Annotated in this window: 15 protein-coding genes; 6 read left to right on the top strand and 9 right to left on the bottom strand. The window is 39.4% G+C overall.

Going from position 1 to position 14,555, the window contains the following annotated elements; translation table 11 throughout:
- Nucleotides 1-11 precede the first annotated feature (11 nt).
- From GQR55_RS04880 to GQR55_RS04865, 4 genes are all read left to right on the top strand, one after another.
- Nucleotides 12-989: a carbohydrate kinase gene (locus tag GQR55_RS04880; RefSeq protein ID WP_166419668.1), complete on the top strand. Its 978-nt coding sequence runs from the start codon at nucleotides 12-14 to the stop codon at nucleotides 987-989.
- Entirely contained in the window at nucleotides 986-2,185 is a 1,200-nt protein-coding gene (locus GQR55_RS04875) for an AGE family epimerase/isomerase (RefSeq protein WP_166419667.1), read from the top strand. The genes GQR55_RS04880 and GQR55_RS04875 overlap by 4 nt, the downstream gene beginning before the upstream one ends.
- Before the next feature lie 109 nt (nucleotides 2,186-2,294).
- A complete protein-coding gene (locus GQR55_RS04870) occupies nucleotides 2,295-2,576 on the top strand; it encodes a hypothetical protein (protein WP_133120271.1) in 282 nt (93 codons plus the stop codon).
- Between the two features lie 45 nt (nucleotides 2,577-2,621).
- Nucleotides 2,622-3,701: a DUF4238 domain-containing protein gene (locus GQR55_RS04865; RefSeq protein WP_024608050.1), complete on the top strand. Its 1,080-nt coding sequence runs from the start codon at nucleotides 2,622-2,624 to the stop codon at nucleotides 3,699-3,701.
- 197 nt (nucleotides 3,702-3,898) lie between these two features.
- On the opposite strand, the gene GQR55_RS04860 is transcribed toward GQR55_RS04865, so the two are convergent.
- Nucleotides 3,899-5,083: an NAD(P)/FAD-dependent oxidoreductase gene (locus GQR55_RS04860; protein ID WP_166419666.1), complete on the bottom strand. Its 1,185-nt coding sequence runs from the start codon at nucleotides 5,081-5,083 to the stop codon at nucleotides 3,899-3,901.
- A 327-nt stretch (nucleotides 5,084-5,410) separates the two neighbouring features.
- On the opposite strand from GQR55_RS04860, the gene GQR55_RS04855 reads away from it, so the two are divergent.
- Nucleotides 5,411-7,534 carry a S8 family peptidase gene (locus GQR55_RS04855; RefSeq protein WP_166419665.1) on the top strand — a complete coding sequence of 708 codons (2,124 nt, stop codon included), beginning with the start codon at nucleotides 5,411-5,413 and terminating at the stop codon, nucleotides 7,532-7,534.
- 105 nt (nucleotides 7,535-7,639) lie between these two features.
- On the opposite strand, the gene GQR55_RS04850 is transcribed toward GQR55_RS04855, so the two are convergent.
- The 7 genes from GQR55_RS04850 to rplU form a co-directional block, all read right to left on the bottom strand.
- Nucleotides 7,640-8,113, bottom strand: a complete 474-nt coding sequence (locus tag GQR55_RS04850) for a peroxiredoxin (RefSeq protein ID WP_166419664.1) — start codon at nucleotides 8,111-8,113, stop codon at nucleotides 7,640-7,642.
- 150 nt (nucleotides 8,114-8,263) lie between these two features.
- Entirely contained in the window at nucleotides 8,264-9,148 is an 885-nt protein-coding gene (galU, locus tag GQR55_RS04845) for a UTP--glucose-1-phosphate uridylyltransferase GalU (protein ID WP_166419663.1), read from the bottom strand.
- A 296-nt stretch (nucleotides 9,149-9,444) separates the two neighbouring features.
- Nucleotides 9,445-9,822, bottom strand: coding sequence for a DUF3718 domain-containing protein (locus GQR55_RS04840; RefSeq protein ID WP_166419662.1), 378 nt, complete (start codon nucleotides 9,820-9,822; stop codon nucleotides 9,445-9,447).
- Nucleotides 9,823-9,900: 78 nt separating this feature from the next.
- A complete protein-coding gene (gene folA / locus GQR55_RS04835; protein WP_166419661.1) occupies nucleotides 9,901-10,392 on the bottom strand; it encodes a type 3 dihydrofolate reductase in 492 nt (163 codons plus the stop codon).
- A gap of 72 nt (nucleotides 10,393-10,464) precedes the next feature.
- Nucleotides 10,465-11,622, bottom strand: coding sequence for an Obg family GTPase CgtA (cgtA, locus tag GQR55_RS04830; RefSeq protein ID WP_007586086.1), 1,158 nt, complete (start codon nucleotides 11,620-11,622; stop codon nucleotides 10,465-10,467).
- Nucleotides 11,623-11,762: 140 nt separating this feature from the next.
- Nucleotides 11,763-12,020, bottom strand: a complete 258-nt coding sequence (gene rpmA, locus GQR55_RS04825) for a 50S ribosomal protein L27 (protein WP_002957747.1) — start codon at nucleotides 12,018-12,020, stop codon at nucleotides 11,763-11,765.
- Between the two features lie 16 nt (nucleotides 12,021-12,036).
- Entirely contained in the window at nucleotides 12,037-12,348 is a 312-nt protein-coding gene (gene rplU, locus GQR55_RS04820; protein ID WP_002957748.1) for a 50S ribosomal protein L21, read from the bottom strand.
- Nucleotides 12,349-12,770: 422 nt separating this feature from the next.
- Here rplU and ispB point away from each other — a divergent pair, with 422 nt between their 5' ends.
- On the top strand, nucleotides 12,771-13,742 hold the full coding sequence (ispB, locus tag GQR55_RS04815) for an octaprenyl diphosphate synthase (RefSeq protein ID WP_166419660.1): 972 nt from the start codon (nucleotides 12,771-12,773) through the stop codon (nucleotides 13,740-13,742).
- A gap of 69 nt (nucleotides 13,743-13,811) precedes the next feature.
- Here the strand turns inward: ispB and GQR55_RS04810 are convergent.
- On the bottom strand, nucleotides 13,812-14,555 hold a 744-nt coding region (locus GQR55_RS04810), incomplete at its 5' end, for an IS4 family transposase (RefSeq protein ID WP_166419659.1).

Below are 14,555 nucleotides of genomic sequence, written 5' to 3'. Positions count from 1 at the left end.
AAGGCAACATCATGAAACACACAATATGCTTTGGTGAAGTACTGGTTGATTTACTTTCAAATAAATTGAGCCAAAACAGCAACGAACACGAAGCGTTTACAAAGTTTGCAGGCGGTGCGCCTGCAAACGTAAGCGTAGCTATTGCAAAGCTAGGCGGTAATGCCTACTTTGCAGGAATGCTAAGCACTGATAGCTTTGGCGACTTTTTACATAACGCATTAAAAGAGCAAGGTGTAAAAACCGACTTTATGCGCTTTACTGATCATGCTAAAACGGCGCTTGCGTTTGTGTCACTTGATAACGACGGCGATCGTACGTTTGAGTTTTATCGTGATAACACCGCCGATCTGCACTTTAGTAATAATGACTTTAGTAGCGAATGGTTTGAGCAATGCGATATTTTTCATATTTGCTCAAACACGTTAACCGACGAAAACATCAGAAACACCACCGCTTACGGTGTTAAATTTGCAAAACAAAATAACTCAATTGTGAGCTTTGATATTAACTTGCGCCTTAATTTATGGCCAAGCGATGCTAACCCTCGCGAACATATTTTACCATTATTAAAAGACTGCTCAATTATTAAAGCCTCAAAAGAAGAGCTTGAATACCTTGCGGGTGAGCAATCGAGTGATGAATTTATTGCCCAAACACTGAGTAACGGCTGTGAGCTATTTGTAGTCACAGATGCAAGTAACCCAATGTATTGGTTTACTAAACACGGCAAACAAATGCTTATCCCTAAAAAAGTAACTATGGTTGATGCTACCGCCGCCGGCGATGCCTTTGTAGGTGGCCTATTATATCAGCTAGGCTTACAAGCACTTACACCTGTGAGCTTTAGTACGCTTTGTGAAAATAATTCAAAGCTAAATACTATTTTTGAATTTGCTTCGTTATGCGGTGCCCACGCCGCATCTTACAAAGGGGCATTTAACTCCTTACCTAACCAAAAGTCTCTACACGATTTTAGGAGCGAACTATGAAAAGTACACCTGATAACTTTAAAAGCCATGAGTTTTTAACGCAGCACATTAGCGACACCTTAGCGTTTTACGAGCCAAATATTGACGACGAACACGGTGGTTTTTACCAAAACTTTTCTGATAATGGTGAGGTGTTTGATAAACAAACGCGCCATTTAGTAAGCTCTACTCGTTTTGTATTTAACTATGCACGCGCGTATCAAACCTTTAATGACGAAAAATACCTTACCCGTGTTAAATCGGGTATTGAGTTTATTCGTAAGCATCATCTTGTTGAGCAAACTGGCGGCTACAACTGGTTATTAAAAGTTGAAAACGGCCAAGCAACCGTACTTGATAACACTAACCATTGTTATGGCTTTGCGTTTGTTATTTTAGCGTACAGCTGGGCATACCGTGTGGGCGTTACAGAGGCGCGTGAATACCTCAACGATACATTTCAAACAATGGAAACACATTTTTGGGATGCAAAAGCCGGGTTATATAAAGATCAGCACAACAGCGACTTCACAAAGTGCGATTCATACCGTGGCCAGAACGCCAACATGCACACTTGCGAAGCACTTATTGCTGCTTATGAAGCAACAAAAGACGAGATATTTTTAAACCGTGCGCTTACTCTTGCCGACAACATGGTTAACCGCCAAGCTAATTTAATGGGCGGATTAATCTGGGAGCATTACGATATAAATTGGCAGGTCGATTTAGAGTACAACAAAAACGATCCTAAAAATTTATTTCGTCCGTGGGGCTTTCAGCCTGGTCATCAAACAGAGTGGTCAAAACTGCTTATGTTTTTAAATAAGCATAAGCCACAAAAATGGCTTATTGAACGCGCTCAAGCATTATTTGATAACTCAATAGATGTAGCATGGGATAAAAAACACGGCGGTATTTGCTACGGTTTTGCCCCAGATAAAACTATTTGCGATGACGATAAGTACTTTTGGGTTCAAGCCGAAACACTGTGTTGTGCTGCCTATCTTTATCAAGCAACAGGTGATGAAAAATACCAGCAATGGTACGACAAAATTTGGCAGTATTCGTGGCTGCATTTAGTTGATCATCAATACGGTGCGTGGTTTAGAATTTTAACCGTAGATAACAAAAAAATGGATACCGAGAAAAGCCCTATTGGTAAAACTGATTACCACACTATGGGTGCCTGCTTTGATGTGCTCGAACTATTAAAGTAACTATGTAGTTATAACTTTTACAGTATTGTGTAGACCTTTTAACCGCCAGTTTGGCGGTTTTTTTCTTAATGGGTGGCCAAAATCACTGTACCACTTGTATCTTGAGGTTTTGGATGCAATCTCATCAGAGAAACAAACTCAGGCTAAAAAAACTGGTAAGGCTCGTAAACGCTCTGTTAGCACTGACTTGGAGAGAATTAAAGAAGATAAATCAAAAGAAAAAAGGCTAAAAGATAAATACCGACATGAGTTAGATGTTGCTAATCAAAGGCTAGATGAAGCATATGCAGAGCAAACAATGCTGTTAACTGCGATGATGAATTTTCTAGATATAGAAGATAGAATTAGATTATTACGAGAATCAAAACCTAAGATCGTTAGCATTAAATAGCTAGAGGTTATTAATAATTGCCGCTACATTGTAGGGAAAATATAAATGAAAAAGATAACAAGGAAGCAGCACTTCGTACCCAGGTGTTTACTTAAAAACTTTAGCTATAACGATGGTGCTATTAATATATTCGATTCAACTAGGAATAAGTTACGGCCATCTAATGTTGGAGCTGAACTATTCGAGAATAACTTCTATGATAAAGACAACACGATCGAAAATTTTTTGCGTGATTATATTGAAGGGCCAGGCGCTCAGGCTTTAAAAATAATTACAAGGGAAGTTGATGGACAATTGGATTTTGAAGGGCGAGTAGACCTTCTTCGGTTTATTTTAGTTCAATTAAGCCGTACACCAAATGCATATTCTTCCTCGCTAGATAATATTGACAATTATTTTAATGAATTAATAAATCAATTAGGTCAATTAAATGGTTTTGATAAAGAAGCTCTAGACGGTATAAAAGTTTCTTTTGATAACCCAAAATATTTTCTTCAACTGCAAACACTGGAAGCAGCGCTCAAAGTGCCTCTTCTCTTAGATTTAGAGTGGCACATACTAATTAATGAAACAGCCACTGAGTTTGTGATATCAGATCATCCTGTGGTTCATTACAACTGGTATCTTCGTAACTTACACTCAATAGATATCAGTGGTTTGTCTAAATGTGGATTGCAAGTTTTCTTACCAATATCAAGCACTATTACCTTATGTTTATATGATAGTAAGATCTATAAAATGGGAGCTAAAAATAGTTCCTGTACCATAATTGAAAACTTACCAGATATACATCTGCTAAATGAACTTCAATTTAGGAGTCGAGGCTCATTTATTGTTTTTAGGTCTACAGATGACTCAAACTATGTTAAAAAAATGAGCGATAAGTTTCCAGCGAATAGCATTTATAGTAATACAGTAAAAGCCATAGCTCCCACAATTATTGGAAGGGAAGCTAAAAGTAAAATCACCCTCTGGCGTAAATCTTATATTTTTGATAGATGGTTGTCATTTTGCAAAGTTAAAAACAAGAAAAAAAGTCAGGATATAACCTGTTATGATCGAATACCTGAAGAATTAGCTAAACATGAACAATTCATTAAAGAAATGAGGTCAAAAAAAGAATAAAAATATGACTTATTTGCTTGTTTTTCAATCGCTATTTTATTGCTTTTATGACTTAAATTATGACTTTATTTTTAAGGAATAAAATACATTAAATTCAAGTGGTTAACTTTCAATCATATTTTAAATAATATTTTTTACCAAGGTTAAGGGGTGAAGCGATCACCCCAAGGTTACAAACTTTATTGTCTCTACACAACCTAAGCATACTGCCCACAAGCAAATCCACAGCTCCACGCATACTGAAAATTGTAGCCCCCTAACCAACCCGTTACATCGGTTACTTCGCCTATAAAGTATAGGCCTTTAGCTTTTTTAGCTTCAAAGGTTTTTGAGCTCAACTCGTCGGTATCTACACCGCCCAATGTTACTTCTGCTGTTCTATAACCTTCTGTGCCATTGGGTTTAATTTGCCACGCATGAATATAATTTACTAACTCATCTATTTGAGCATGTGTAAGCTGATTAATATTACAATCTGGTATCGCTTTGCTTTCGTGCAGTATTTCTATAAAGCGTTTAGGTAAAATAGTCGCAAGGCTATTTTTTAACGACTTTTGGGCTTGTGTTTCACGCCAATCAGCAAGTTGTTGCCTTAAATCTATTTCAGGTAATAGGTTTATAGTAACAGCCTGCCCTGCTCGCCAAAATGAGCTTATTTGTAATATTGCAGGGCCCGATAACCCTCGGTGAGTAAAGAGGATATTTTCTTTAAATACGGTGCCATCTTCGCTTGAAACTTCACATGGGATACTAATTCCCGAGAGTCCTTCAAAACGCTCTTTATCGTGCTGGTGCAAAGTAAATGGTACAAGTGCTGCCATGGTTGGTAACACGCTTAACCCAAACTGCTCTGCAACCTTATAGCCAATTGGTGTTGCACCCAGTTTAGGCATAGTTAAGCCACCCGATGCAATAACTAACGACTCGCAGCTTAAGGTTTCTTGCTCTGTGGTAACGTTATAGCCGGTTTCGGTTTTTGATACGCTGATCACTTCGCTGCGTAGCTTTATATTTACGCCTGCCCACTCACATTCGGTCAGTAAAATATCAACAATGTCTTGTGCATTGTTGTCGCAAAAAAGCTGGCCTAGTGTTTTATGGTGATACGCCAAGCCATGTCTGTCTACAAGCTCAATAAAGTCATGCTGTGTATAGCGACTTAAACATGATTTAACAAAATGAGGATTGCCACATAAGTAGTTATCCGGTGTTGCGTTTTCATTTGTAAAATTACAACGCCCACCACCACTTATTAAAATTTTACGACCTGGTTTTTTCCCCATATCAAGTACTGTAACGCTTCGGCCACGGTATCCAGCTTGCGCTGCACACATTAATCCTGCTGCTCCCGCACCTATTACAATTACATCTACTTGGGTCATTTATTTATCTCATTAAAAAATTTTCTCGATTATAGCAAAGTTAATAGCTAACAACGCAGCATTTGAATTATTAGTAATAACACAACAAAATCGAATCAGTAATAAGTAAGGAATAATTACGCGAACAAAAAACCAACCCTTTATACTTGTTTTTAATTTATATGACAAATACTAAACAACGAGTAAACCGCTAAAAACCTGAGTTATAACCAAATGAAAGAGGTACATACTAAATTGATATTTTAACCTTATTAACAGATCGTTTACTTTTGTTCCCGCATCGTGATCTTACATCACGAAATAATAAATAAAAATCTAGGGATAATTATGACAACTAGTAAAACTTTTAAAAAATGCGCAATTGCACTTACAGTTAGTACGCTTTTTGCTGCAACATCAGGCATGGCTCAATCGGTTTCAAGCTCAATGGCTGAAACATCAGCTAAGCTACAAAGCCAAGGCGGCTTTGAAACTCAGTTCATTATTAAATATAAAAATAATAACGAAATGGCGAGTTTTTCAACTGCAGACGCAAGCCCGTCTAGCATGAAAAAGCGCGCACAAAGCTTTGTTAAAAACTTCGCTTCTAAAAAAGGCAAAGTAAAAGCAAAATATATTCGTGCAATGGCACTTAATAACCACCACGTCATGCGTGCTGATAAAAAATTAAGTACAGCAGAAGCGCAAGAATTTATGCAAGAAATGGTTGATTCAGGCAATGTGGAATACATTGAAGTGGATCAAATGTTAAAGCCGTTTTCAACTCCTAACGATCCACGCTTTGATGACCAATGGCACTACTACGAGCAAGCCGGTGGTTTAAACTTACCGACTGCATGGGATACCGCAACGGGTAGCGGTGTAGTTGTAGCTGTACTAGATACAGGTTACCGCCCACATGCCGATTTAAATGCTAACATTTTACCGGGTTACGATATGATCTCTAACCTATCGGTAGCTAACGATGGCGGTGGTCGCGATAGCGATGCACGTGATCCTGGTGATGCAGTTGCTGCGAATGAATGTGGCACTAACGGTGCACAAAACTCTAGCTGGCACGGCACGCACGTAGCCGGCACAGTTGCTGCGGTAACCAATAACGGTGAAGGTGTTGCAGGCGTAGCTTATAACGCAAAAGTAGTGCCTGTTCGTGTACTTGGTAAGTGTGGTGGTTTAACCTCAGATATTGCAGACGGTATTATTTGGGCATCTGGTGGAAGTGTTTCAGGCATTCCTGCTAACTCAAACCCTGCAGATGTAATTAACATGAGTTTAGGTGGCAGCGGCTCATGTAGCTCTACAACTCAAAATGCAATTAACACCGCGCGTAGTAACGGCACTGTGGTAGTTATTGCTGCAGGTAACGATAACGATAACTCAGCAAACTACAATCCAGGTAACTGTAGCGGTGTAGTAAACGTAGCATCGGTTGGGCGCAACGGCGGTCGCGCTTATTACTCAAACTATGGTAGTAACATTGATGTAGCAGCCCCAGGTGGCGCGCAAAGTTTTGCAAACGACTCTGAAGGTGTTTTATCAACTTATAACTCAGGTTCGTCTACACCTTCAAGCGACAGCTACGGCTACTCGCAAGGTACATCAATGGCGGCACCTCATGTTGCTGGTGTTGCGGCTCTTATTAAGCAAGCAAAACCAGATGCAACACCTGATGAAATAGAAAGTATTTTAAAATCAACTACTCGTTCGTTCCCTGCTACATGTACTAGCTGTGGTACGGGTATTGTTGATGCAGCCGCAGCTGTTGCAGCAGCAAGTGGCGGTACTACCCCACCTACAGCTGGTGATAGCGAGCTTATTAATGGTGAAGCTAAAACAGGTTTAAGTGGGGCTGCAAATGCACAAGCGTTTTACACGATGACCGTTCCAAGCGGTGCAACTAACGTCACGTTCACTATGAATGGTGGCACCGGCGATGCTGATTTATACGTACGTGCAGGTAGCAAACCTACAACGACTACCTATGATTGTCGTCCTTATGAGGGCGGTAATAACGAAGAGTGTTCTATCGATAATCCAACTGCGGGAACTTACCACGTAATGCTTAATGGCTACTCTGCGTATTCAGCTGTGAGCTTAATAGGTAATATTACTGGTGGTTCATCATCTGGTGGCACAGGTAATCCACAGGCAGGTGGCGGTACTATAAGCGATGTGACAGCCAATACTGGTCAGTGGAAACATTACACGTTAGATGTGCCAGCAGGAATGAGTACGTTTACAGTAACAACATCAGGCGGAAGTGGTGATGCAGATTTATTTGTTAAATACGGCAGCCAACCAACAACCACTACGTACGATTGTCGCCCTTATAAAAGTGGCAATACAGAAACATGTACATTTACCAATCCACAAGCAGGTACTTGGCACTTAAGCGTTAACGCTTATAGCACTTTCTCTGGTTTAACACTTAGCGGGCAATACCAACCGTAACTTTAAGTTTTAACCGTAAATAAAAAACCGATGTTGTTTTCAACATCGGTTTTTTAATAATAAATAGCTGAGTAGTTAAAGTTAAATATCTACACTTTATTACTGTTATAGCTTCTCGAGTACTGCTTCTGCGCGGCTTACAACAAACTCTTTGTCTTGCTCTACAAATAAACCAGTTACTACTGCATTTTCAATAATCATAGCGTAACGCGTTGAACGTACACCACCAAAACCAGCAGTATCTTTATCAAGCCCTAACGATTTAGTAAAACTTCCATCGCCATCAGCAAGCATTGTAATTTCTTGTGCGTTTTGTGAGTCGCCCCATGCTTTCATTACAAATGCATCGTTAACAGATACACAGTAAATAGCATCAACGCCCTTTGCTTTAATTTTATCAGCAAGGGTAATAAATTCAGGTAGATGTGCATTTGAACACGTTGGCGTAAATGCACCTGGTACTGCAAATAACACGACTTTTTTACCTTCAAACAACTCTTTATTTGTAAGAGACTGCATACCATCGTCAGTTAATTGCGTTAGTGTAACTGCTGGTAATTCTTGGCCTTGCTCAATCATGGTAGTTCCTTGGAAAGATTAATACAGAATAAGTAACAACCATACTACGTAACCCAGTGCAGTATAGTAAAGGTTTATAGACCGAGCTCACTACACTTCATGAAAGCTATTTTAGCTTCTATAGTTTTCATGAAATTTATTGATCTGCAGTTAAGGTAAATTTAAATCGTTTATAAAGCGAGAAAAGTCATTACCTAACTTTTTATCCCGCATGCTGTACTCTACAATTGCTTTTAAATAACCGAGCTTATCTCCACAATCGTGAGAGCGGCCACTCATATGAAATGCTTCAACGGTTTCTTGCGCCATTAACGCATCAATAGAATCAGTAAGCTGTATTTCGCCGCCAGCACCTACTGAGGTTTTTGCGAGTAGAGGCCAAATATTTTTACTCAGTACATATCGCCCTACAACAGCAAGGTTTGAAGGAGCTAAATCTGCATCAGGCTTTTCAACCATCGCTTTAATTGCAGCACTTTTACCTGGCATTAACTCAACACCGTTTATGTCCGCAATACCATATTTACTCACATCTTCTTTAGCTACCGGCTCAAGCATTATTTGACTCGCTTGAGTTTCTTTAAAGCGTTTTATCATCGCAGCTAAGTTTTCAGTTTTTTGGTCTGCTGTATACGCATCAAGTATCACGTCTGGTAGGAGCACGACAAAATCATTGTCGCCGACTATTGGCTTAGCGCATAAAATAGCATGCCCTAGTCCTTTAGCTTCACCTTGGCGTACACTCATAATGGTGACATCAGGCGGACAAATAGAGCGAATCTCATCTAATAAAGCACGTTTAACCCGCTTTTCAAGAGTAGCTTCTAGCTCGTAACTTGTATCAAAATGGTTTTCGATTGCATTTTTAGAGCTATGCGTCACTAATACAATATCTTTAATACCAGCAGACACACATTCGCTGACAATATATTGAATAAGTGGCTTATCGACTATTGGGAGCATTTCTTTTGGAATAGCTTTTGTCATAGGGAGCATTCTCGTCCCTAAGCCTGCTACTGGAATTACAGCTTTCATATCTATCCTTGGTGTTTAAGTTTGTAAATAAACTACCAGATTCAAAATAGATACGAGCTGAATAAAGTTACATCTTTTGAAGAAGTAAATTTAAAGCTGCTTTTAAAATGAAGACTCTATACTTTGGGAATATAAAATAGATAGGTAAATAGTGAACTTATTAATGATTTTGTTGGGGGGGAGTGAGATTACATTAGCTAAATAAAAAAGCCTGAGATTGTTATTAATAACAACTTCAGACTAATCAATATTTAACAATACCTTACTGAAGGTAGAGTTATAAAACCTTTTTATAATTAAAGACCAGCGCGATCTTTAATTACTGCAATAAGTGGTGAGCTGGCAAAGTTACCTTCAGCCCAAGCGATATCAGCACCATCAGCTAACGCACTTTTTGATAAGTTTTTAACTATATACTCACCAGTATCCACTGCATTACTAGCAACAGCATGACGTAATAAGTTATTACCATTACATTGTACCGCATCATAAATATTACGAATTTTTACGCGAGAGCTTTTAAGCTTGCTGCGTAATCGGTTTTTATCGTCTGCAGCAATATACTCACAAATAGATACCGCTAATTGATCTTCAGCACTTGCAGGTGCTGTGTACGAAAATGAACTTACAGCGATAACAGCAGTAACTACTACTAGCTTTGATAATTTAAACATGACAAACCCTTTATGGTACTTTATTCGTATATAGACTGTTTAATATTATATCAACCTACTAAAAATTACGCAATAATGTTAACGTGCTTTATATAAGGTTACGAATTTATAACTAGATTTGTTCTTTTCATCAGGAAGATTTTCTTGCTCTTCTTTTACGTTCCAATTAGCGACTTTATTGTAATCAGGAAACTGTGTATCGCCATTAACGTTTAAATCAATAAAAGTTAAATACAAGCGATCAGCTTTTGGTAAAAATTGCTCATAGATATTACCGCCACCAATAATCATTACTTCTTCTACATCACAAACTAGCCTTAATGCGGCCTCTGGGGTAGTTACAGTTTCAATGCCCTGTGCAGTATATTCGCTATTTCGAGTAATAATAATATTACGACGTCCAGGCAAAGGACGACCTATCGACTCAAAAGTTTTGCGACCCATGATCACAGGTTTACCTGTTGTCACTTTTTTAAAATGCTGAAGATCTGCTGGTAAATGCCATGGCATTTGATTATCTAGGCCAATTACACGGTTATTTGCCATTGCAGCAATCATTGAAATTATCATAATAAATACCTAGTACTTTATTCTTAACAAAGAAAAAGGAGCATAAGCTCCTTTTTAATAAATTCTATTTAATTAACGCTCGTAGACTACTTCTACGTCGTAATCATCTTCATCCCAGTCGTCCCAATCATCATCATTGCCCTTACCTTTAGTGGCTTTTTCATGATAGGTATCCCACTTAAATTCAACTTCTTCATCTTCAACTTGTACAAACTTCTCTTTAGGCATGCTATCAAGTAGTGTCATTATGTTGTGGATTAAAGGTTGAGTATTAAGCTTATTGATTGCTGAAATATGATAAATATTTTCAGTTTCACCTAGTTCTTCTGCAATCGCTTCACAAAGCGCTTTTGCTTCGTCTTCTGGTAATAAATCTATTTTATTAAAAACCAACCAACGTGGCTTTTCAGCTAATTTAGGGCTGTATTGATGTAGCTCGTTAATAATTGAGAATGCATTATCAACAGGGTTTGAACCATCTACCGGCATTACATCAATAATGTGCAATAACACACGACAGCGCTCTAAATGCTTCAAGAAGCGAATGCCTAAGCCCGCACCATCAGATGCACCTTCAATTAGACCTGGGATATCCGCTATAACAAATGATTTATTTGCTTCAGGACGAACTACCCCTAAATTAGGAATAAGCGTCGTGAATGGGTAATCAGCTACTTTTGGTCTTGCTGCAGATACACTGCGGATAAACGTAGATTTACCTGCGTTTGGTAACCCAAGTAAGCCTACATCAGCTAATAATAGTAACTCTAACTTTAAGTTACGTACTTCACCGGGTGTACCCAATGTTTTTTGACGAGGTGCTCGGTTAGTACTTGATTTAAAACGTGCATTCCCCAAGCCGTGGAAACCACCTTTTGCAACCAAAATTCGTTGACCATCTTGAGTTAAGTCGCCAAGCCCCTCTTGGGTATCAACATCCATGATGCGTGTGCCTACAGGCACCATAACAAATAAATCATCGGCTTTTCGGCCTGTACAGTTACGGCTACGACCGTTAGTACCACGTTCAGCTCTATGAAAGCGCTCAAACTGATAATCAATTAGGGTATTTAAGTTTTCATCAGCTTGTAGATAAACACTACCACCGTCTCCACCGTCACCGCCGTCTGGTCCACCATCTGGAACATATTTTTCACGACGGAAAGACACGATGCCGCTGCCACCGTCTCCAGCTTCTGCGCGAATTTCTACTTCATCTACAAACTTCATGATTACTCACTTTAGGGATTGGCTTGTTTAATAACTCTATTATATACCCAAGCCAACACAAATGCAGGCTTGGGTATATATTTTGACTGACTACAAAACAAAAAACCCCGCAAAGGCGGGGTTTTTAACTACCTTACTGATTACTCAGTTACGATAGTTACGTATTTACGGTTTAAAGGACCTTTCTGTTCAAATTGAACTTTACCATCTGCTTTTGCGAAGATAGTGTGGTCTTTACCGATACCTACGTTAGTACCAGGGTGGAAACGAGTTCCACGCTGACGAACAATGATGCTACCCGCTAGAACTGATTCGCCACCAAAACGCTTAACACCTAGGCGTTTGCTTTCTGAATCGCGACCGTTACGAGTACTACCAGCTGCTTTTTTATGTGCCATTTCTAAGTACCTCTAATTAAGCGCTAATGCTAGTGATTTTAACTTCAGTGAACCATTGACGATGGCCCATTTGCTTACGAGAATGCTTACGGCGTCTAAATTTAACAACCTTAATCTTCTCACCGCGACCATGTGAAACAACCTCAGCTGTTATCTTGCCACCGTTTACGAACGGTACACCGATCTCGATTTTCTCACCATCAGCAACTAAAAGTACTGAATCAAATTCTACTGCCGCACCAGTTTCAACGTCTAATTTTTCAAGACGAATCGTTTGACCTTCAGTCACACGATGCTGTTTACCACCACTTTGGAAAACCGCGTACATAATTAACTCCGTCTGTGCACCCTCAAATCGGCGCAACTAAAATATTCTTCGATAGGGCGCGAAGTTTACGCTAACGCGAAATAACTAGCAAGCCTATTTTGTAATTAAAATGAATAAAAAGTAGCTGCTTTGAGAGCAATTCAATATTTACCCCATTTTATATTAATTAGCCCTTTTGCCAAGCGCTTTTTAACTCTTGGACGAAATAAATTAATGCACTCAAATATGACCCTCACAGCTTAATATCTAAGCACACCATAAACTGTATATTGATTATCAATTAATCAGTTATCTTGGCTAATTCAGGCTAAATTAAGTACTTTAATAGTGTTTTTTCAATCAATCGTCACAAAATATCGAGCTAGTGCATTTTTTGTTGTACAATCTGCGCCGTTCACACATAAAAATTGGCTCGGAGATCAATGGATATAAAAGCTATCCAGGCGTTAATCGAAAGCGATATGAATGACGTCAATCAACTTATACATGCGCAAATGCGCTCAGATGTGGCGTTAGTTAATCAGCTTGGTTTATATATAGTTAGCAGTGGCGGCAAACGTGTTCGTCCAATGCTCGCGATTTTAGCGGCCAAAGCACTCGGTTATCAGGGTAAAGATCACATAACGCTTGCAACAATTGTTGAGTTTATTCATACAGCAACGCTATTGCACGATGATGTTGTAGATGAATCAAACTTACGACGTGGCACGCCTACAGCAAATGCTGAATTTGGTAATGCCGCTAGCGTATTGGTTGGTGACTTTATTTACACTCGTTCATTTCAGCTTATGGTTGGCCTTGGGAAAATGCAGGTTATGCAAGTACTTGCCGATGCAACAAACATTATTGCTGAAGGCGAAGTATTGCAGCTAATGAACTGCAATGACCCAGATACAACCGAAGCCAGTTATATGCAGGTTATTTACTCTAAAACGGCTAAGTTGTTTGAAGCCGCTACAGGGCTTGCTGCTATTATCACTGAGCAAGATCAAACCACGCTTGATGCACTAAATCTGTACGGCATGCATTTAGGGACTGCGTTTCAGTTAGTGGATGACGTACTCGATTACAATGCAGATGCTGAGCAGTTGGGTAAAAACATTGGTGATGATTTAGCTGAAGGCAAACCAACGCTTCCACTTATTTATGCTATGCAACATGGTAGCGAGCAGCAAACGCAGCTTATTCGTGACGCAATAGAGCACAGCAATGGTATGGAGCATTTAGAAGAAATTTTATTTGCACTAAAGCAAACCAATGCGCTTGAGTTTACAATGCAAAAAGCAGAGCTTGAAGCCGACAAAGCCATTGCGTGTTTAGACTTTTTAGGTGAGTCTGACTACAAGCAAGCACTCATAAGCCTTGCTCGTATTGCGGTTGACCGCGACCACTAGTTTTAACTAGTTACACAGTGTGACATTAATTCTGAGCAATAAAAAAGCCTGCAAATGCAGTAATGCCGTTCACTTAAGGTGAGCGGCTTTTTTATTTCTAGCGTACCGCTGCGGTCTTGGCTTGACTGAGCGAGGAAAACTTCGCTCCCTTCGAGGCTCTAGAATTAGGCTTTCTGCCATCGTATAAAAGTATTTTAACTGACGTGGTATGGCCCCTGGGGTTGAATAAGGTAATCCAACAAGCAACCTCATTATTTGAGCTAAACTACCATTGAAACTCAGTTGGTACGGTAAATAATCACCTTTTAATGTGTGGCACATTTTTACCATCTGATATCGCACCATATTATAAGTAAGCAACACTCCCCACAGCTCTTGCTTTACAAGCGCTGCTAAACGACTTCTTAATGTAAATCGATTACCCAGCATATATTGCTTTTGTTCGCGATAACCAAGCTCTATCTCCCAGCGGTGACTGTACAAATCGCCTATATCGGCTGACGGATATCGCATCGGATCTGTCATTGATGTCATCACACTGTATGACTTCCCCTTTATTTTTCGAGTCACTAACCTCGCTATTAAGGTGTCAGGCAGCGTTGGCCACATTTTTCTTGCTCTTGGGTTGCTGCTAAGTTGGACTAATTTATCATTACGCCCTAATGTTTGAATAACGTCATATTGCACATTTTTTTTCAGGGGAATTAGCCAATGGCGTTCACTGCCAGTCGTTTGCCATTTATGTAAAAGCCCTAAAGAATAGAAGCCTTTGTCGAATAAAGTGAGACTGTTATCGGGTGTGGTTTCTATAAG

The sequence above is a fragment of the Pseudoalteromonas sp. Z1A8 genome, assembly GCF_011378855.1.
Classification (GTDB): domain Bacteria; phylum Pseudomonadota; class Gammaproteobacteria; order Enterobacterales; family Alteromonadaceae; genus Pseudoalteromonas.
The sequence above is the reverse complement of the archived record's forward strand: the minus strand, read 5'-3'. Positions and strand labels throughout refer to the sequence as shown.